The following is a 17,662-nucleotide window of genomic DNA, read 5'->3' on the forward strand; positions in this document are numbered from 1 at the left end:
AAAACGTGGGCGCAGTCGCGGGTTTGGTCAATGCCGACAAAAGACATAGATGCCGGTCTTGATGCGTGTGCAGCGCGGATGTCGCAATTCTGCAACGTAATCCGCTCCGTTTCGGCGGTTCGGGGAGGGTGCGCGTGATGACGACGGCCTTTGCCACCTCGTTCCACGGCCGCGCTTCAGGTCTTCGGCTCGACACGCTGATTCGCCTGCGCTGGCTGGCCGTCACCGGGCAGATCGCGGCGCTGGTGGCGGTCAATCTGGGCCTGGGGTTCCCGCTGCCCATCAGCTCGTGCCTCGCGGTGGTGATCCTGTCCGCCGCCGTGAACGTGCTGCTCCGGGTCAAGTATCCGGTGGCGCGCCGTCTGGGCGACGCCGCCGCCGGACCATTGCTCGCCTACGACGTGCTGCAGCTCACGGCCCTTCTTTATCTGACCGGCGGGCTTAAGAATCCGTTCGTGCTGCTCTATCTCGCCCCGGTGATGATCTCGGCGACGACGCTCGCCTGGAGCACCACCGTCATGCTGGGCATCCTGGCGGTGACCTGCGCCGGCACGGTGGGCCTGTGGGCGCGGCCGTTGCCCTGGGCCGGACCGGATGTGCCCGTGCTGCCGGACCTGTATCTGGCAGGGATCTGGGTGTCGCTGTCGGTGTCCGTGGGCTTCATCGGCCTGCATGCATGGCGGGTGGCGGAGGAAACGCGCGAGCTTGCGGACGCGCTGGCCGCAACGGAGCTGGTGCTCGCCCGCGAGCAGCATCTGTCCGCCATCGACGGGCTCGCCGCCGCCGCGGCCCATGAGCTGGGCACCCCGCTCTCCACCATCGCCCTGGTGGTGAAGGAGATGCAGCGCTCCATGGGCGACAACAGCCCCTTCAGCGAGGACGTGGCGCTGCTGCGCGACCAGGTGAACCGCTGCCGCGACATCCTGCAGACGCTGACCTCCCTGCGTTCCGGCGACGCGCCGTTCGATCGCATGCCTCTCGCGTTGCTGCTGGAGGAGGTGGTAGAGCCGCACCGGAACTTCGGCATCGCCATCAACGTGACGGTGCAGGACACGCCGGGCGCTCCGGTCATCGCCCGCAATCCCGGCCTGCTCTACGGCCTCGGGAACCTCGTGGAGAATGCGGTGGACTTCGCCTCCGAGCGCGTCGACATCTTCGCCCAGTGGACGCCGGCCGGCCTCGACATCGTGGTGAAGGACGACGGCCCCGGCTTCGCGCCCGAGGTGAGCGCGCGCATCGGCCAGCCCTACGTGACCTCCCGCGCCCGCGAGCGGCAGCAAGAGGACGGGGAGAGCGGCCTCGGCCTCGGCTTCTTCATCGCCAAGACGCTGCTGGAGCGCACCGGGGCGAACCTCACCTTCGAGAACCGGCCGCCGCCCGAGACGGGGGCCATCATCTCCATCCATTGGCCGCGCACGGCGCTGGCCATCGAGGTGGAACCGGGCGCGACAAAGGGACGCGGATCGGAGTATTCTACGAGTTAAGCGACGTAAAAGCCGCAACGGTGTTTGGTTCGTTTGCCGGCGGTGCCGGACCTGGATCTGAGGAAGAAGCAATGAATGAGACGACGCCGCTGGAGGTGGGGGAAGACCGGTCCGTTCTGATCGTGGACGACGACCGGTCCTTCCTGCAGCGCCTCGCTCGGGCCATGGAGGCCCGCGGCTTCATCGTGGCCACCGCGGAGACGGTGGCCGACGGCCTGGCGCGGGTGGAAGCGTCCGCCCCCGCCTTCGCGGTGGTGGATATGCGCCTCGGCGACGGCACCGGCCTCGACGTCATCTCGGCCCTGAAGAAGAACCGTCCCGGCGCGCGGGCCATCGTGCTTACCGGCTACGGCAACATCGCCACGGCCGTCACGGCGGTGAAGATCGGCGCGGTGGACTATCTCGCCAAGCCGGCGGATGCCGACGACGTGGTGGCGGCGCTGCTCGCCTCCGGCGACCACAAGCCCACCCCGCCGGAAAACCCCATGTCCGCCGATCGGGTGCGCTGGGAGCACATCCAGCGGGTCTATGAATTGTGCGGGCGCAACGTGTCGGAGACGGCGCGCCGCCTCTCCATGCACCGCCGCACGCTCCAGCGCATCCTGGCGAAACGCGCCCCGCGCTGAGCGGCAGCCAGTGGATCGTGGTCCCCGGCTCGTCCCCGGGGGCGCGGGATGCCGTTCCCTGAAGGTGGATCCGGCCGGAGCGTCAGCCTGGCCGGCGGTGCATTTCAGAGCATCGCCTTCATGAGCTCGGGGTCGTGCAGCAGGGCGAGGCGCGTCGCCGCGGCGCGGGCGAAGCGCAGGGTGAGGGCCTTGCGGGTCGCGGCGGGCAGGGGATGAAGCGGCGCCTCCCGCAGGCATTCGGCGCCGAAGGCGTCGGCCACCAGGAGGCCCGTCTCCTCCGGCAGGATCCCGGTCGGGAAATCGAGCGGCACAGCGAACAGCAGCCGGTCGCAGAAGGCCCGGTATTCCGGCCATTTGGCATCCGAGCGGAAATCCGCCACCGACGACTTGATTTCGATGATGGTGACCTCGCCCTTGGCGCCAAGGGCCAGGATGTCCGCCCGCCGCCCCGACACCAGCGAGAATTCCGGCACGCCCGCAAGCCCCGCGAGGGCGAGGTGCCGCAGTACCCCGCGCTGCACGGCCCGCGCGGTTTCCGACTGGCGGCCGTCGGGCCGCGGCTCGGGCGCCAGCTCCCTCACGGCTTCGCCTCCGCCGCAGCACCCTCGCCCGCCGGGGTCATGACCTTGGAGAGGCCGCGCGTGATGGCGGCGTTCAATTCGCCGCCGAACACGAAGATGGAGGCGGTGAGATAGAGGAAGACGAGGGCGATCATCACCGAGGCGAGGCCGGCGTAGGTGGTGACGTAATTGGCCGGGAACTCGGCGAGATAGAAGCCGAAGGTGGAGGCCGCCACCAGCCAGAGCACCAGCGTCACCACGATGCCCGGCGCCACCTCGGTCAGCCTGCGCCGCCCCGCCGGCAGCCACAGGTGCGCCACCACCAGCGACACCACGAGGATGACGGCGGTGGCGCCGAAGCGCAGCAGGGTGATCACGCGGGAGAAGGGCTTCAGCGCCGGCAGATGGCTCACCGCCGTCTGCCACAGGAGCGGTCCCAGCACCACGAGGAAGGACAGGGCCAGCATGGAAACCGCCGCCAGCAGCACGTAGCCGATGGATTCCAGCCGCAGCCAGTACCAGGCGCGCATCTCCTTCACCCCATAGGCGCGGTTCAGCCCGATGCGCAGGCTTTCGATGCCGTTGGAGGAGAAGTAGATGGCGAGCACCACGCCGTAGGTGAGCACGTCCGTGCGCACCTGGTTCACCACATTGTAGATCTCGCGGGAGATGGGCCCCGCCACCTGCTCCGGCCAGGTCTCCAGGATCAGCTGGATGGTCTCTGCCGCCAGCGGGCGCAGGTCCAGGAAGCCGGCCAGGGCGGTCACGAAGATGAGGAACGGGAACAGGGACATGAGCGCGGACAAGGCGATGTGGCTGGAGATTGCCCAGCCGTCATCCGCCGAGAAGGTCCAGAACGCATCGAGGACGATACGATAGATCCGCCGCAGCATGGTGGCTCCCGTTTCCCGTCACATCGGGCTTTCCCGCGCGAATGGCAAGCGGATGCCGCAGGCCCCGGCGTGGACGCCGCCTTTCCTTGCGTCGCGTGTCCGGTGGGCCACCTTTGCCGTCGCCCCCGGCTTTCCGTGTGCGCCCTCGTCTCGTTTCGATCGTTCGAGGCCGCTTCGCCGCGCAGCTGGAAGCTGCTTCCATTTTCCTGTGATCGGATCGTGCCCGGAGCGCTTCCGCGTTCCCCGAAATCGAGGGATGTCCTATCCCCTTGGGCAGGCGCGCTTTCTGCGTGTGGAGCGGTTTCCACTTCACGCGAAAACGCTCTAGATGTGCCAAGACGATGGCCGGTGCCGTGCGCCGCTCCGTCCGGACAGACCCGGGATCGCCCCAGCATGAGCAGCTCCGACAACGCCCCCGCGCCTTCCGGCTTCAAGGCGCGCCTCGCGGGATTGGTCAGCCCCGCCCATCTGAAGGTGGGCCTGCGGGCGGCCGTGGCCGGCCTTGCCGCCTATGGGATCGCCTATGGCCTTGCGCTGCCCAACGGGTACTGGGCGGTGCTCTCCGCGGTGGTGGTGGTGCAGTCCACCATCGGCGCCAGCCTCAAGGCGGCCCTCGACCGCGCGCTCGGGACGCTCGTGGGGGGAGCGGTGGGCGTGGCGGCGGCGGTGATCGCGGACGGGTCGCTGTCCCTCACCGTGCTGACGTTCGCCATCGCCGCCTTCGTGACCGCGACGGTTTCCGCCCGCTCGGCGAGCTTCCGGCTCGCACCGGCGACGGTGGTGATCGTGCTGCTGGCCGATCCCGGCAACCACGAGCCGTGGCTCGCCGGCCTCCATCGCGTGTTCGAGATCGGCGTGGGTGGCGTGGTGGGCATGCTGGCGGCCGTGCTGATCGTGCCGGAACGGGCGCTGTTCCGCCTGTTTCCCCATTGCGCCAAGGCGCTTCGGGTCAGCGCCCGCCTGCTGGAGCTGGGGCGCGACGGGCTGCTGGGGCGTGGGCTCGACCCGGGCGAGCTCGACCGGCTGAACAGCGGCGCCCGCGCCGCCCTGCGCGCGGCGGATGCCCGCATCGCCGAGGCGCGGACCGAGCGGGCAGGGGGCTTCGTCAGCCATGCCGATCCCGCGCCGGTGGTGCGCAACTGCCGCCGGCTTTGGCACTCGGTCATCATTCTCCTGCGCGTGGCCGACCAGCCCATGGCGGCGCCTGTGGTCGAGCGGATCGCCCCGGTGCTTGACGCTGCGGTGGCCGCGCTGGCGGCCCAGATGGAGGCGCTCGCCGTCCGGCTCGACGGAGCGGCACCGGCCGATGCCGCCGATGGGGCGGCGGCGGTGGCGGCCGCCGTGGTGGCGCTGGAGACCCAGGCGGAGCAGCTCAGCACCGATCCGGCCCTTGCCGATGTGCTGCGGGGCGACACGCTCGCCGCCCTGTTCGCCGCCGTCACCGCCTGCGGCCAGGCGCGGGAGAATCTGGAGGAGCTTGCCGCCCGCCTCGCCGAGGTGGAGGGCGAAGCGGCGCAGGACGACTGACCGCAGGTGTGGCCGGGGCGCTTGGCGCCGATGGGATCCGGCTCAAGCCTGCGTACAAAGATGGGGTTTGCCTTGTCACGGTTCCGAGGCAAGGATAGGCCAATTCTGCAACGCACAATCGGGGGAGAGAGTACATGTCCGCCAGCGCCGCCCTTCAGTCCGCCGGGATCGACGCCTTTGACGCCGTCGCGCTCGGCCGCACCGCAACGGGGAGCCTGGAGCAACTGCTGGCGGAAGCCACCTCCCTGGTGCGCGCGAAGGTTACCGAGGGCGGGCGCATCTCGTCCGTCCTGCTGGAGAAGGAGCAGCGCGCCGCCCACGGCCTCGCCTGGTTCGCCACTTATGTCTTCTCCGTGCGCGAGCTGGTGCATTATGCCGACCGCCTCACCGAGATGGGCAAGTTCGGCGACACCGAGAAGCTGATCGTCCAGATCGGCCTTGGCGAGTACATCGCCCAGATCCTCGGCGGCATTCCCATGAGCCAGGGCGAGATCGTGCGCCTTGCCGACCTTTATGTGCCGGCCGCCTCCATCGCCGCCCTCGCGGCCGAGCCCGCCGTCGCCGCGCTGGTGGAGAAGGGCAACACCGCTGCGAGCCGTGCGGCGCTGGCCGACATCGTGCGCGACGCCCATCTCGCCGGCACCATCGGCGAGGCGGGCCTCGACGAGACCATGGAGGCCATGCGCACCGAGATGCACCGCTTCGTGGAGGCGGAGGTCGCCCCCCACGCCCACGAGTGGCACCTGAAGAACGATTACATCCCGCTGGAGATCATCGCCCAGCTCTCCGAGATGGGGGTGTTCGGCCTCACCATCCCGGAGGAGTTCGGCGGCCTCGGCCTGCCCAAGGAGGCCATGTGCGTGGTCACCGAGGAGCTGTCGCGCGGCTACATCGGCGTCGGCTCGCTCGGCACCCGCTCGGAGATCGCGGCGGAGCTGATCCTCGCCGGCGGCACCGACGAGCAGAAGGCGCACTACCTGCCCAAGATCGCCTCGGGCGAGATTCTTCCCACCGCCGTCTTCACCGAGCCGAACACCGGCTCCGACCTCGCCTCGCTCCGCACCCGCGCGGTGAAGGACGGTGACGTCTACAAGGTCTCCGGCAACAAGACCTGGATCACCCATCCGGTCCGCGCCGACGTGATGACGCTGCTGGTGCGCACCAATCCGGCGGAGCCGGGCTACAAGGGCCTTTCCATCCTCCTCGGCGAGAAGCCGCGCGGCACCGACGAGAACCCCTTCCCCGCCGAAGGCATGACCGGCGGCGAGATCGAGGTGCTCGGCTATCGCGGCATGAAGGAGTACGAGATCGGCTTCGACGGCTTCACCGTGCCGGCGAAGAACCTGCTCGGCGGCGAGGAGGGGCAGGGCTTCAAGCAGCTCATGACCACCTTCGAGAGCGCCCGCATCCAGACCGCGGCGCGCGCCGTGGGCGTGGCGCAGGCCGCCATGGAGGTGGGCCTGAAATATGCCGAGGAGCGCATCCAGTTCGGCAAGGCGCTCATCAACTTCCCCCGCGTCGCCGACAAGATCGTGATGATGGCGGTGGAGACCATGATCGCCCGCCAGATCACCTATTTCGCCGCCCGCGCCAAGGACGAGGGGCGCCGCACGGATCTGGAGGCCGGCATGGCCAAGCTGCTCGGCGCCCGCGTCGCCTGGGCGGCGGCGGACAATGCCTTGCAGATCCATGGCGGCAACGGCTTCGCGCTGGAATATCCGGTGTCGCGCATCCTGTGCGACGCGCGCATCCTCAACATCTTCGAGGGTGCGGCCGAGATCCAGGCCCAGGTCATCGCCCGCCGCCTGCTCGACGGCGGCAACTGAGCCTGTCCCGTCCCTCGCGTCGCATGGGCGGGGGACGGAAGCGCAGGCGAACGGACAGCAGGGGCGGGGATCATGAGCGAGGCTGTCGTCATCGACGATGCCCAGCCGGGGGACGAGGCCGAGTGGCGCCGGCTCTGGGCCGGCTACAACGCCTTCTACGAGGCGAATGTCGCGCCGCAGATCACGGCGCGCACGTGGCAGCGCATCATCGATCCCGCCTGCCCGATGCTGGGTCGCGTCGCCCGGCGGGATGGGAGGCTTGCCGGCTTCGCCATCAGCATCCTGCACGAGGGCACCTGGGTCGCCGCTCCGGTCTGCTATCTGGAAGACCTGTTCGTCGATCCCGACTGCCGGGGGCTGGGGATCGGCCGCAGCCTGATCGCGGACCTCGTCCGCCTCGGCAGGGACAAAGGCTGGTCGTGCCTCTACTGGCACACCCGCCAGGACAATCCGGCGCGCCGGCTCTATGACACGTTCGTCCAGGCCGACGATTTCGTCAGATACCGCATGGATCTGTGACGGCCGGCCGCCACGAGGCTGGCGGAGCCGTCACACGGTGCACTTCCCCAAGGGGAACGCCTATGCTCGACGCCGGCGAGCGGCCCTCGGATCGCGGTTCCGCGAGGTGGCGGACGGGCCCGGTCATTCCTCCGCCGGCGGCTCTTCTCCCGGCACGTATTCCAGAATGTCCCCCGGCTGGCAGCCGAGCACGGCGCAGATGCGGGCCAGCGTGTCGAAGCGCACGCCGCGCACCTTTCCGGACTTCAGCAGGGAGACGTTCTGCTCGGTGATGCCGATGCGCTCGGCAAGCTCGCGCGAGCGCATCTTCCGCCGGGCGAGCATGACATCCAGATTGACCACGATGGGCATGGCGGAGCCTTCGACTTTGCTGCCACGCCTCAGATGAAGCCGGCGTTTTCCCGCGCGATGCGAGCGGCCTCCCGCAGCACCGTGCCGATGCCGATCAGGAGCAGACCCACCAGAATGGCGACCACGTCATAGCTCGAAAACGTCACGGCGAGCAGGCGTTCCCCTTCCGGATTGCCCACGGTGAGCGTGACGCTGAGGGCGGCCGCCGCCAGCGGGCTCAGCAACGCCTGCAGCATCACGGCGCCGCCGAAGCGCTCCAGCCGCCGGGAGAGCGCCTCCGAGATGATCTCCCCGCGTCCGAAGTCGCGGAAGATGAGGTGCACCTGGAAGAGGCCGTAGCCGAGGATCGCCAGCGGCACCGCCGAGATGGCGCAGCCGATGGCCCGCTCCGTTGTCCCCAGCGTGATGGGATAGCCCGCGACTCCGATGCGGGGCACCACCGTCGCCACCACCCATTCCGGCCTCAGCCAGAGGCCGAGCCCTCCCGCCACGAGCAGCACCAGCACGGCGAGGGTTGCGAGCGAGAACAGGCGTCCGCGGCGGGCCAGACGCGCGAGGCGCGGATCGGGCGGGACATAGAAGGTGGGGCGGGACATGGCTGCGGGCATGGACACTCCTTTCCTTGACGGATGAAAAAATTATCGTCTAACAATAAAAATATCAATCCCTGTGAGATCCCTCATGCATCTGTCGTCCGTCCTGCCTCGGTGGCTCCGGCACGCTCTGCCCGTCCTGTCCTCGCGCCGCGTCGCCGCGAAACTCTCTGGCGCTGTCCTCTCCCTGACGCTGGTGCTGGCCGGCTGCTCCCACGTGCCCCTCGCCAGCCTGCCGCAACTCGCCAGCCTCGATCTGATGACGGCGGACATCTCGGTGCTGCGAGCGGCGGTGCGCGCGCCCGACGCGATCGTTCCGACGCCGGGAGGGGCGGTGTTGCAGCTGTCCTATTGGCGGCCGGGCGAGGAGGCCCACAAGACCGTCGTCGAGGTGCCCCTCGAGGAGGAGCCGGGCGCGCAGGCTCTCGCGGCGCTGAAGGCGGAGGAGCGACCGGGTATGCGCATCACGGTCTTCCGCCTGGGCGATGAGAGCCGGCGGAAGCTGGAGGCGGCGCGGGCCGCCGCCATGGCCATGAAGTCGGACGAGATGGCCAAGGGGCGGCGGGCGCAGGGCAGCCTCGCGGTCTCGGCCAAAGGCTGCGCCACCGGACCGCTCCCGGAGGGCCCGTTGCGGATCAGCACCTACCTGCGGCTGAAGCCGGGCGGCGACTTCGTGCCCCTCCTCCAGGACGTGGACCTGAGGGAGCTGGCGGCCCAGGCCGGGGTCAAGGATCTACCCATCGAGCCGTGCGGCCGATGAGAGGAAGGGTCCTGGGGGATCAGCCGGAACGGATGGTCTTCATCCGTTCCGAAAAGGGGATCAGCCAAAGCAAAAGGTGTGCTTCGACGGGCGCGCGACGGATGGGCTCCATCTGTCTGTCGCGGTCGAGCCAGGAGGCTGGCGGCCCCGACGTTCGTCCCGCCGAGGACTGGCCATCCCGACCCATTGGCCGAACCTCCAGAGTCGGCGCGGAGGGCAGAGCCTATTTCAATTCCGCCGCATGGTCCTGCGCGTAGGTCTTGAGCGTCCGCGGGGCGTGGCCGGTCAGGGCCTCCACGTCCGCGGCGAGGGCGGCGGTCCAGCCTTCCCGCACCGGATGGAAGATGGAGGCGAGGAAGCGCGCATACGCCTCCGGCACGCCCGCCCGCGTGAGGATGCCGACGAAGGTGTCGTCGTCCACGGCCGCATAGGCGATCGGCTTGCCGGTCACCGCCGAGAGGATGGCCGCGGCCTCGCCATAGTCCAGCGCCTGCGGCCCCGTGAGGTTGAAAGCGCGGCCGTCGAACCGGTCGGTGGTGAGCGCCGCCACGGCGCTCTCGGCGATGTCCCGCGCGTCGATGAAGCTGGTCTTGCCGGTGCCGGCGGGCAAGGCGATCTGCCCGTGGGCGAGGCCGGCCTTCCAGAAGGTGTGGAAATTGTCGGCGAACCAGTTGGGCCGCAGGATCACATAAGGCGTGCCGGAGGGCTCCAGCGCCAGCTCCACCTGGCGATAGGGGATGGCGTCGTCCGCATCCGCGCCGAGCACGCTCATGAACACCACCTTCATCTTGCGTGCGGCGGCCGCGGCGATCACCGGCAGCAGCCGCTCGGTGATGGCGAGCGAGCCGGTCGGCGCGAGCACGAAGGCCCGGTCGACGCCCGAGAAGGCGGCATCGAAGGTGGAGGGGTCCTCGAAATCGAAGACCGCGCCTTCGGCCCCAGCCACCACCGCGCCGGATCGGGAAGCCGCCTTCACACGCTCACCACGGGACAGGAGCGCCCCGACCAGCGGTCGCCCCACATTGCCGGTGGCGCCCAGCACCAGGATCTTTCCAGACATCTGACGGCTCTCTTCTCGGGTTCGGAGGCGGATGCGCCGGCCGGGGAGATTCCCCGAACCGGATCCAGTCTGGGTTTCCATTGGAAACCATGTATGGATCGGATACATACTGCGCAGGGCGAGACGCGAAAAGAGAGCACCTAAAGCTCACATGGTCACCGCAAGGAAACCGACTCGACACGGCGCTGCGGCGGCGGAAGCCGCCACGCGTCCCTACGATGTGTATGAGGACCGCTGCCCGACGCGGATGGTGCTCGACCGGCTGGCCGACAAATGGGCGCTGCTGATCCTGGATCACCTGAGGTCCGGGCCGGTGCGGTTCAACCACCTGCGCCGGGACATCAAGGGCATCTCGCAGAAGGTCCTGTCGCAGACGCTGAAGAAGCTGGAGCGCGATGGTCTCATCTCGCGCGCCGTCTTCCCCACCGTGCCGGTGACGGTGGAGTATGCGCTGACCGATCTCGGGCGGACCCTGACCGACACCGTGGCCGCTCTCGCCCATTGGGCCGAGTGCAACATGGAGGAGGTCCTGGCCGCCCAGGCGGCCTATGACGCGCGCTGCGGGGCGGCGCGGCCTGCGTCGCCTGCCGGCGGGTAAGAACGCCGGGGCATTTTCAAGCGAAGTGGATCTCGGCTCGCGCTCCAGAGCACGCGCCGACCAGCTTGCGGCGCAAGCTGGTCGGATAACGCGTTCTCCATCTTCAAGTTAGAGAGCGATTCACCGAGCAAATTGATTCAATTTGCTCGGCTCGCGCTCTAGTCCTCCGCCGCCGGCTCGATCTCCAGCTCCATCACCTCGTGGCCGGTAAGCCTGAAGAAGGCCCGCAGGGCGTCGGGGGTGAGGACGGTGGTGCGCGCGTTGGTGAGGGGGTGGCAGCCCACCGCATCGGCGCGCAGCAGCGCGGCGTCGACGGCCACCTTCACCAGGCGGGCGGTGTCGTTGGCGGCGGCGAGCAGGCTCACCGATCCGGGCAGGATGCCGAGATGCTCGTAGAGCGCCTCGGCGGAGGCGAAGGAGAGCGAGCCCCTGGCGCCGAGCGGGCCGCGCAGGGCCTTGAGGTTCACCGGGGTCTCCTCGCCCATGGTCACGAGGAAGTAGGTCTTCTTTCCGTCCCGCAGGAACAGGTTCTTGGTGTGGGCGCCGGGAATGTCGCCACGCAGGGCCTGCGATTCGGCCACCGTATGCACCGGCGGATGGGAATAGGTGGTGGCGGGAATGCCGTTGGCGGCAAGGAAGTCGATGAGGGCGTCGGGAGTGAGCGGCATAAGCGGTCGGCCAGGTGGACGGGGGATCTGGTCCCAGCCATAGACCCCGCCCCCGCTGCGATGCAATGGGGCGCCGGCCCGGCCGCGACGCCCCGCCGCGCTCATGTCCCCGCGCCGTCTCCCCGGCTTCTCGCCGGTGTCGCGCGGGCTGGGCCGCGGCGCGCCGGCGTGTGCCGGAGCCGGAGAGCCAATCCCTCCGGCTCCGTCCGTGTCACTTCAGCTTGGTAAGGCAGGTGCCCGCCGCTTCCGCAGCGGCGCGGGCGGTGCCGCGGGGGACGGCGCCGGAGATGACGAGCGCCTTGGTCTTGTCCGCGACGAGACCGCGCGGATCGGACGCGGAGGCAAATCCCGGTGCCGTGGCGACGTAGATGGCCTTTGCGTCGGCGTCGAGGTTGGCGGCGCATTTGTCCGCCGTGGCCTGGTCGGCGAGGGCAGGCGAGGCGCAGGCGGAGAAAAGAACGGCAATGACGGCGATCTGCTTCATGGAGGTGTTCCCTGGGTTCGTTCTATTCCCGCATCTCCGCCGCGAATTTAGCGGGTGCAGCATGACGTTCGCGCCCAATTTTCAAGCCGACTTGAGCAGGTTATGCGTCCCGTCATTCCGCTTGGCGATGCCGAATTTGCGGGGTAACAGTGATGTTCTTGCCACGCAATGAGCATTATTGACTGTATTCGGCGCAGGGATGCGCGGTCTGGTCAGGAACTACAAGAGGTTGAGGTGGAAGCTGGGGCAAGATATCCGGCGGGCGGGGGCGTGCCGCAGGGAGAGGGGCCGTCATTCGACCGGCCTGCGGCGGCCGGGGACCGGAATCCGTGGATTGGCGAGGCGGCGCGGCTGGAGTTGGTCTCCCGGCCGGGCTATGCGCAGGCGCTGGCCTCCTATGCCTCGGGCTTCCTTGCGATCCATACGGGCAACCGCCTGCTGAACGCCGTGCTGGGCGATCGCGGACGCACCGTCTTCTGGCTCTTCATCTTTTATCTGGAAGCGCTGCCGCGGGACGAAGGGGGCGGGCTCGCCGCCGGCCGCCTCATCCAGCTGTGCACCACTGTCGGCCTGTGCAGTCCTGGCCGCACCCGCGCCCTTCTCGCCCTCATGCAATGGGCCGGGTATCTGGCGCCAGCCAGCGAATCGGGCGGGGACCGGCGGGTCAAACCACTGGAAATTCAGGAGAAAATGTATCAGTTGCAACGCCAGCGCTGGCACATCCTGTTCGCCTCGCTCGCTCTGGTGGCGCCGGAGGTGGCGGTCTATCAGGAGAAGCTGGCCGATCTGGCGTTCACCCGGTCGATGGCGCGTCTCATCGGCGATCGGTACCTGAAGGGCGAGCGCATCGTCGCCGCGGCGCCGGCGCTGAAGGGGCTGCTCGACCATGACTGCGCCGTCCTGCTGCTGCTGGCGCTCTACGGCGTCGACCATGCCGGGCTGCCGCCGCCTACCATCGCCGACCTGTCCCGCCGCTTCCACGTGTCGCGCACCCATGTGCTGAAGGTGCTGCGCACCGCGCAGGCCAGCGGCCTCGTTGAACCGCCGCCGGAACGCGGTGTGGGCCGCCTTTCCGCGGCGGGGCGCGGGGCGGTGGCGCATTTCTTCGCCGCCGGCTTCTGCCTCATCGCGTCCTGCGCCTGGGAGGCCGGTCGGAACGATTGAGGAAAGGATCTTTGCCGCGACGCGCTCTTTCGCTCCTGCACAAATTCCTTAAGACTAAGGTCGAAGGTGCGGGGGAGAGGACAGGGGATGACGAGCGCGGTTTGGGCGAAGCAGGCGGAGCGGGACGCCGAGGACGTGAAGGATCAGCCCCTGCGTGACGACATCCGTCTGCTGGGTCGCATCCTCGGCGACACGGTGCGCGAGCAGCAGGGCGAGGAGGTGTTCGACCTCGTCGAGCGCATCCGCCAGATGTCCATCCGCTTCCACCGCGACGACGACGAGGCGGCGCGGGTCGAGCTGTCCGCGCTGCTGGGCGGGCTGTCCGCCGATCGCTCCCTCGATATCATTCGCGCCTTCAGCTATTTCTCGCACCTTGCCAACATCGCCGAGGACGAGCACCACATCCGCCGCAACCGGGCCCATGCCATCGGCGGCTCGGCCCCGCGCGCGGGCAGCCTCGCCTATTCCTTCGCCCGCGCCGAGGCGCAGGGGATCGGCGCCGAGGCGCTCGCCGGCTTCTTCTCCGGCGCGCGCATGAGCCCGGTGCTCACCGCCCACCCCACCGAGGTCCGCCGCAAGAGCACGCTCAACCGCGAGATAGAGATCGCCGGCCTGCTCGACCGCCGCGAGCGCATCGTCCCCACCCCGCAGGAGCAGGCGGAGGACGAGGAGACGCTGCGCCGCGCGGTGCTCACCTTGTGGCAGACGGCGCTGCTGCGGCGCATCAAGCTGACCGTGCTGGACGAGGTGGCGAACGGCCTCTCCTATTACGACTACACCTTCCTCTCCGAGCTGCCGCGGCTCTACTGCACCATCGAGGACCACCTCTCGCGCGACGGGGCGGAGGTGGCGCTGCCCTCCTTCCTGCGCATCGGCAGCTGGATCGGCGGCGACCGCGACGGCAACCCCTTCGTCACTGCCGAGGTGCTGGAGCAGGCCGTGCGCCTCCATCGCGACCGCATCCTCTCCTTCTACGAGCAGGAGCTGACGGAGCTGGGCGCCGAGCTGTCGCTGGCGGCGCGGCTGGTCAGCGTATCCGATGCGCTCACCGCGCTCGCGGACCGCTCCCCCGATCGCTCCCAGGAGCACCGGGAGGAGCCCTACCGGCTCGCCCTCGCTTATGTGCTCGGGCGCCTGCGCTCCACCGCGCGCCACCTGCGCGCCGAGGAGGCGGGGGCGGACACGCTTGCCCCCTATGCCACGGCCCAGGAGCTGAAGGCCGACCTCGAAATCATCAGCGACTCGCTTTGCGCCAACGGGTCGAAAGTGCTGGCGCGCGGGCGCCTGCGCCGGCTGCGCCGGGCGGTGGACTGCTTCGGCTTCCACCTCGCCTGCCTGGACCTCAGGCAGAATTCCGACGTGCACGAGCGGGTGGTGGGCGAGCTGTTCGAGAAGGTGGCCCCCGGCACCGCCTATTCCGGCCTCGACGAGGAGGCGCGCATCGCCTTGCTCCTGAAGGAGCTCGCCACCGCCCGGCCGCTGGCCTCGCCCTTCATCGCCTATTCGGACGAGACGCGCTCGGAGCTCGCCATCTTCGCCGCCGCCGCCGCCGCCCACCGGGCGCTGGGGCGCGAGGTGATCCCCAACGCCATCATCTCCAAGGGCGAGGGCGTGTCCGACCTCCTGGAGGTGGCGCTGCTGCTGAAGGAGGTGGGCCTCGTCACCATCGATGCCGAGGGCCAGCTCTCGAGCGAGGTCAACGTCATCCCCTTGTTCGAGACCATCTCGGACCTGAAGGCCAGCGCCAGGGTGATGGAGCGGGCCTTCTCCATCCCCGCCTATCGCCGCCTGGTGGCGAGCCGCGGCGACGAGCAGGAGGTGATGCTCGGCTATTCGGATTCCAACAAGGACGGCGGCTTCGTCACCTCTGGCTGGGAGCTGTACAAGGCGGAGATCGGCCTCATCGAGGTGTTCCGCGCGCACGGCGTGCGCCTGCGCCTGTTCCACGGCCGCGGCGGCTCGGTGGGCCGCGGCGGCGGGCCGAGCTACGACGCCATCCTCGCCCAGCCGGGCGGGGCGGTGAACGGACAGATCCGCATCACCGAGCAGGGCGAGATCATCGCCTCCAAATATTCCAACCCGGACGTGGGCCGGCGGAACCTGGAGATCCTGGTCTCGGCGACGCTGGAGGCCTCGCTCCTCCAGCCGCAGCACAATGCGCCGCGCACCGAATTCCTCACCGCCATGGAGGAAATCTCGGACACGGCGTTCGGCGCCTACCGCAACCTCGTCTACGAGACCGAGGGGTTCGAGGACTATTTCTGGTCTTCCACCGTCATCAGCGAGATCGCCACGCTGAACATCGGCTCGCGCCCCGCCTCGCGGGCGAAGACGCGTTCCATCTCCTCGCTCAGAGCCATCCCCTGGGTATTCTCCTGGGCCCAGTGCCGCCTCATGCTGCCGGCCTGGTACGGCTTTGGCACGGCGGTGGAGGCCTTCGCCGAGCGCCGGCCGGATTATGGCCTCTCCTTCCTTCAGGCCATGTATCGGGAATGGCCCTTCTTCCGCACCCTTTTGTCCAACATGGACATGGTGCTGGCGAAGAGCTCCCTCGCCATCGCCTCGCGCTATGCGGAGCTGGTGCCGGACGAAAAGCTGCGCGCCGAGATCTTCGGCCGCATCCGCGCCGAATATGAGCTGACGCTGAAGCACCTGAACTCCATCATGGGGCAGGAGAAGCTGCTCGCCGGCAACCCGCTGCTGGACCGCTCCATCCGCAACCGCTTCCCTTATCTCGATCCGCTCAACCACCTGCAGATCGAGCTCCTGCGCCAGCACCGCGCCAGCCCCGGCGACGACAAGGTGCTGCACGGCATCCAGCTCTCCATCAACGGCATCTCGGCGGGGCTCAGGAACTCGGGCTGACGCCTCGCGGCTTGCCCCAACGTCAGAAGGTCGAGCCTGGCGGCGGGGCGTGGATGGCCGGGCTGCTGCACCCGGCCTCTTCCCCGCGGCGCCGGTTCGCGCTCTACTCAAAACGATTAGAACGGGCGCATGCCTCCGCGACGGAGGCGCGCGCCGAACAAGAACGACAGGCCCAGGGACCCCGCCATGCCCCTCACCCTCGGCGTCATCGCCGACGACTACACCGGCGCCTCCGACCTTGCGAACACCCTCACCCGGGAAGGCGTGCGCACGCTCCAGACCATTGGCGTGCCGGACGCCGCCCTCGCGCTGCCCGACGCGGATGCGGTGGTGGTCTCGCTGAAGAGCCGCTCGGTCCCCGCGGACGAGGCGGTGGCCATGTCGCTTGCGGCCTGTGCGTGGCTGAAGGCGCGCGGGGCCTCGCACATCCTGTTCAAGGTCTGCTCCACCTTCGATTCCACCGATGCGGGCAACATCGGGCCCGTCACCGATGCGCTGCGCGCCGCCACGGGCGCCGCCATCGTGCCGGTGACGCCGGCGTTTCCGGAGACAGGGCGCACCGTCTACATGGGCCATCTCTTTGTCGGCACCGTGCCGCTGGACGAGAGCCCGCTCAAGGACCATCCACTCAACCCCATGACGGATTCGGACCTGAAGCGGGTGCTCGGCCGCCAGAGCGCGGGCCGGGTCGGCCTCGTGCCCCTGAAGGAGGTCGTGGCCGGGGCCCATGCGGTGGCGGCGCGGCTGGAGCAGCTGGCGCTGGACGGGCGCACGGCGGCCATCGTGGATGCGGTGTTCGATTCCGATCTCGAGGCCATCGGCACGGCAGCGGCGGCCCTGCCGTTGTCCACCGGTGCCTCAGGCCTCGGCCTGGGCCTCGCCCGGGCGATGGTGGCCGAAGGGCGGGTGATCCGCCAGGCGATCGACAGCGCCGCCATCGCCAGGGGCATCGGCGGGCTGGCGGCGGCGGTCGCCGGCAGCTGCTCGGCGGCGACGCTGGAGCAGATCGCGGTGGCTGAAGCGACAATGCCGGTGCTGCGCCTGTCCGCCGAGCGCCTCGTGACCCACCCGGACGAAGAGGTGGCCGAGGCCCTGGCCTGGGCGAGGGAGCGCCTCGGGACCGGTCCCGTTCTCATCGCCGCCAGCGCCGATCCGCAGAAGGTGGCGGAGGTGCAGGCCCGCTTCGGCCGCACCGCCGCAGGCCTGGCGGTGGAGCACGGCACCGCCGCCATTTCGCAGGGGCTGGTCGGGGCTGGGGTGCGCCGCCTCGTCATCGCGGGCGGCGAGACCTCGGGCGCGAGCGTGGACCGGCTGAAGCTGCCCGCCTTCCTGGTGGGGCCGGAGATCGCTGCGGGCGTCCCGCTGCTGCGGACGGAAGGACAGGCGGGTGCGCCCATGCTGCTGGCGCTGAAGTCCGGCAATTTCGGCGGACCGGACTTCTTCGGCAAGGCGCTCGCGATGATGGGCGTCGCCTGAGGGGCGGGGAGGGGGCTGCCGGGTCACCGGCGCAGGAGGGGAGTGCGGCCGCGAGGGGCGGGGATCCACTTTGCGTCCCGCTTGGCGCCGCGGCCTTGCAAGCGCGCAATCGGTGCCGGGGGTGCCCCGGACAGGCCACTGGATGGCGGCCTCTTCGAAAGTCGAAAAGACCCGGCGCGGACGGGGGGCAGTGTCGTCCGCGCCGGGT

Annotated in this window: 17 protein-coding genes; 10 read left to right on the forward strand and 7 right to left on the reverse strand. The window is 69.4% G+C overall.

The genetic code is table 11. From position 1 onward, the window contains the following. The first annotated feature begins 137 nt into the window (after nucleotides 1-137). On the forward strand, nucleotides 138-1,484 hold the full coding sequence (locus V5F59_RS00375; protein WP_393979253.1) for an ActS/PrrB/RegB family redox-sensitive histidine kinase: 1,347 nt from the start codon (nucleotides 138-140) through the stop codon (nucleotides 1,482-1,484). Nucleotides 1,485-1,555: 71 nt separating this feature from the next. After that, entirely contained in the window at nucleotides 1,556-2,110 is a 555-nt protein-coding gene (locus V5F59_RS00380) for an ActR/PrrA/RegA family redox response regulator transcription factor (RefSeq protein ID WP_393979255.1), read from the forward strand. A gap of 104 nt (nucleotides 2,111-2,214) precedes the next feature. Here the strand turns inward: V5F59_RS00380 and V5F59_RS00385 are convergent, their stop codons facing one another. Both V5F59_RS00385 and V5F59_RS00390 read right to left on the reverse strand, forming a co-directional pair. Further along, complete coding sequence (locus tag V5F59_RS00385; protein ID WP_393979257.1) at nucleotides 2,215-2,691, reverse strand: MmcB family DNA repair protein; 477 nt, start codon at nucleotides 2,689-2,691, stop codon at nucleotides 2,215-2,217. Then, nucleotides 2,688-3,563, reverse strand: coding sequence for a YihY/virulence factor BrkB family protein (locus tag V5F59_RS00390; protein WP_393979259.1), 876 nt, complete (start codon nucleotides 3,561-3,563; stop codon nucleotides 2,688-2,690). Before V5F59_RS00390 ends, V5F59_RS00385 begins: the two co-directional genes overlap by 4 nt. Nucleotides 3,564-3,956: 393 nt before the next feature. On the opposite strand from V5F59_RS00390, the gene V5F59_RS00395 reads away from it, so the two are divergent. The 3 genes from V5F59_RS00395 to V5F59_RS00405 all read left to right on the forward strand — a co-directional run bounded on the left by V5F59_RS00395 (nucleotide 3,957) and on the right by V5F59_RS00405 (nucleotide 7,435). After that, nucleotides 3,957-5,090, forward strand: a complete 1,134-nt coding sequence (locus V5F59_RS00395; RefSeq protein ID WP_393979261.1) for an FUSC family protein — start codon at nucleotides 3,957-3,959, stop codon at nucleotides 5,088-5,090. Between the two features lie 134 nt (nucleotides 5,091-5,224). Next, a complete protein-coding gene (locus V5F59_RS00400) occupies nucleotides 5,225-6,916 on the forward strand; it encodes an acyl-CoA dehydrogenase family protein (RefSeq protein WP_393979263.1) in 1,692 nt (563 codons plus the stop codon). Nucleotides 6,917-6,988: 72 nt separating this feature from the next. Next, the gene (locus V5F59_RS00405; protein WP_393979265.1) at nucleotides 6,989-7,435 is read left to right on the forward strand and encodes a GNAT family N-acetyltransferase; all 447 of its coding nucleotides are present in this window, start codon (nucleotides 6,989-6,991) and stop codon (nucleotides 7,433-7,435) included. A 123-nt stretch (nucleotides 7,436-7,558) separates the two neighbouring features. Here the strand turns inward: V5F59_RS00405 and V5F59_RS00410 are convergent, their stop codons facing one another. Together V5F59_RS00410 and V5F59_RS00415 are read right to left on the reverse strand one after the other, a co-directional pair. Beyond that, nucleotides 7,559-7,786, reverse strand: a complete 228-nt coding sequence (locus tag V5F59_RS00410) for a helix-turn-helix domain-containing protein (RefSeq protein ID WP_393979267.1) — start codon at nucleotides 7,784-7,786, stop codon at nucleotides 7,559-7,561. A gap of 29 nt (nucleotides 7,787-7,815) precedes the next feature. After that, the gene (locus tag V5F59_RS00415; protein WP_393979269.1) at nucleotides 7,816-8,394 is read right to left on the reverse strand and encodes a DUF2975 domain-containing protein; all 579 of its coding nucleotides are present in this window, start codon (nucleotides 8,392-8,394) and stop codon (nucleotides 7,816-7,818) included. Between the two features lie 73 nt (nucleotides 8,395-8,467). Between V5F59_RS00415 and V5F59_RS00420 the strand changes: the two genes are divergently transcribed. Next, the gene (locus tag V5F59_RS00420) at nucleotides 8,468-9,139 is read left to right on the forward strand and encodes a hypothetical protein (protein WP_393979271.1); all 672 of its coding nucleotides are present in this window, start codon (nucleotides 8,468-8,470) and stop codon (nucleotides 9,137-9,139) included. Nucleotides 9,140-9,362: 223 nt separating this feature from the next. Here V5F59_RS00420 and V5F59_RS00425 read toward each other — a convergent pair whose 3' ends face one another. Continuing rightward, a complete protein-coding gene (locus tag V5F59_RS00425; protein ID WP_393979273.1) occupies nucleotides 9,363-10,199 on the reverse strand; it encodes an SDR family oxidoreductase in 837 nt (278 codons plus the stop codon). Nucleotides 10,200-10,446: 247 nt separating this feature from the next. On the opposite strand from V5F59_RS00425, the gene V5F59_RS00430 reads away from it, so the two are divergent. Continuing rightward, nucleotides 10,447-10,797, forward strand: coding sequence for a winged helix-turn-helix transcriptional regulator (locus V5F59_RS00430; protein WP_393979761.1), 351 nt, complete (start codon nucleotides 10,447-10,449; stop codon nucleotides 10,795-10,797). Nucleotides 10,798-10,955: 158 nt separating this feature from the next. On the opposite strand, the gene V5F59_RS00435 is transcribed toward V5F59_RS00430, so the two are convergent. Both V5F59_RS00435 and V5F59_RS00440 read right to left on the reverse strand, forming a co-directional pair. Beyond that, nucleotides 10,956-11,465, reverse strand: a complete 510-nt coding sequence (locus V5F59_RS00435; RefSeq protein ID WP_393979275.1) for a prolyl-tRNA synthetase associated domain-containing protein — start codon at nucleotides 11,463-11,465, stop codon at nucleotides 10,956-10,958. A 211-nt stretch (nucleotides 11,466-11,676) separates the two neighbouring features. Beyond that, nucleotides 11,677-11,949, reverse strand: a complete 273-nt coding sequence (locus V5F59_RS00440; protein WP_393979277.1) for a hypothetical protein — start codon at nucleotides 11,947-11,949, stop codon at nucleotides 11,677-11,679. A gap of 234 nt (nucleotides 11,950-12,183) precedes the next feature. On the opposite strand from V5F59_RS00440, the gene V5F59_RS00445 reads away from it, so the two are divergent. From V5F59_RS00445 to otnK, 3 genes are all read left to right on the forward strand, one after another. After that, nucleotides 12,184-13,113, forward strand: a complete 930-nt coding sequence (locus V5F59_RS00445) for a hypothetical protein (RefSeq protein ID WP_393979279.1) — start codon at nucleotides 12,184-12,186, stop codon at nucleotides 13,111-13,113. Nucleotides 13,114-13,200: 87 nt separating this feature from the next. Next, nucleotides 13,201-15,978 carry a phosphoenolpyruvate carboxylase gene (gene ppc, locus V5F59_RS00450; protein ID WP_393979281.1) on the forward strand — a complete coding sequence of 926 codons (2,778 nt, stop codon included), beginning with the start codon at nucleotides 13,201-13,203 and terminating at the stop codon, nucleotides 15,976-15,978. A gap of 186 nt (nucleotides 15,979-16,164) precedes the next feature. After that, nucleotides 16,165-17,454 (forward strand): 3-oxo-tetronate kinase, encoded by a 1,290-nt coding sequence (otnK, locus tag V5F59_RS00455; RefSeq protein WP_393979283.1) that lies wholly within the window; start codon nucleotides 16,165-16,167, stop codon nucleotides 17,452-17,454. Nucleotides 17,455-17,662 lie beyond the last annotated feature (208 nt).

Origin of the sequence: Xanthobacter nonsaccharivorans (assembly GCF_043194755.2) — a bacterium.
GTDB classification, from domain to species: Bacteria; Pseudomonadota; Alphaproteobacteria; order Rhizobiales; family Xanthobacteraceae; genus Xanthobacter; species Xanthobacter autotrophicus_G.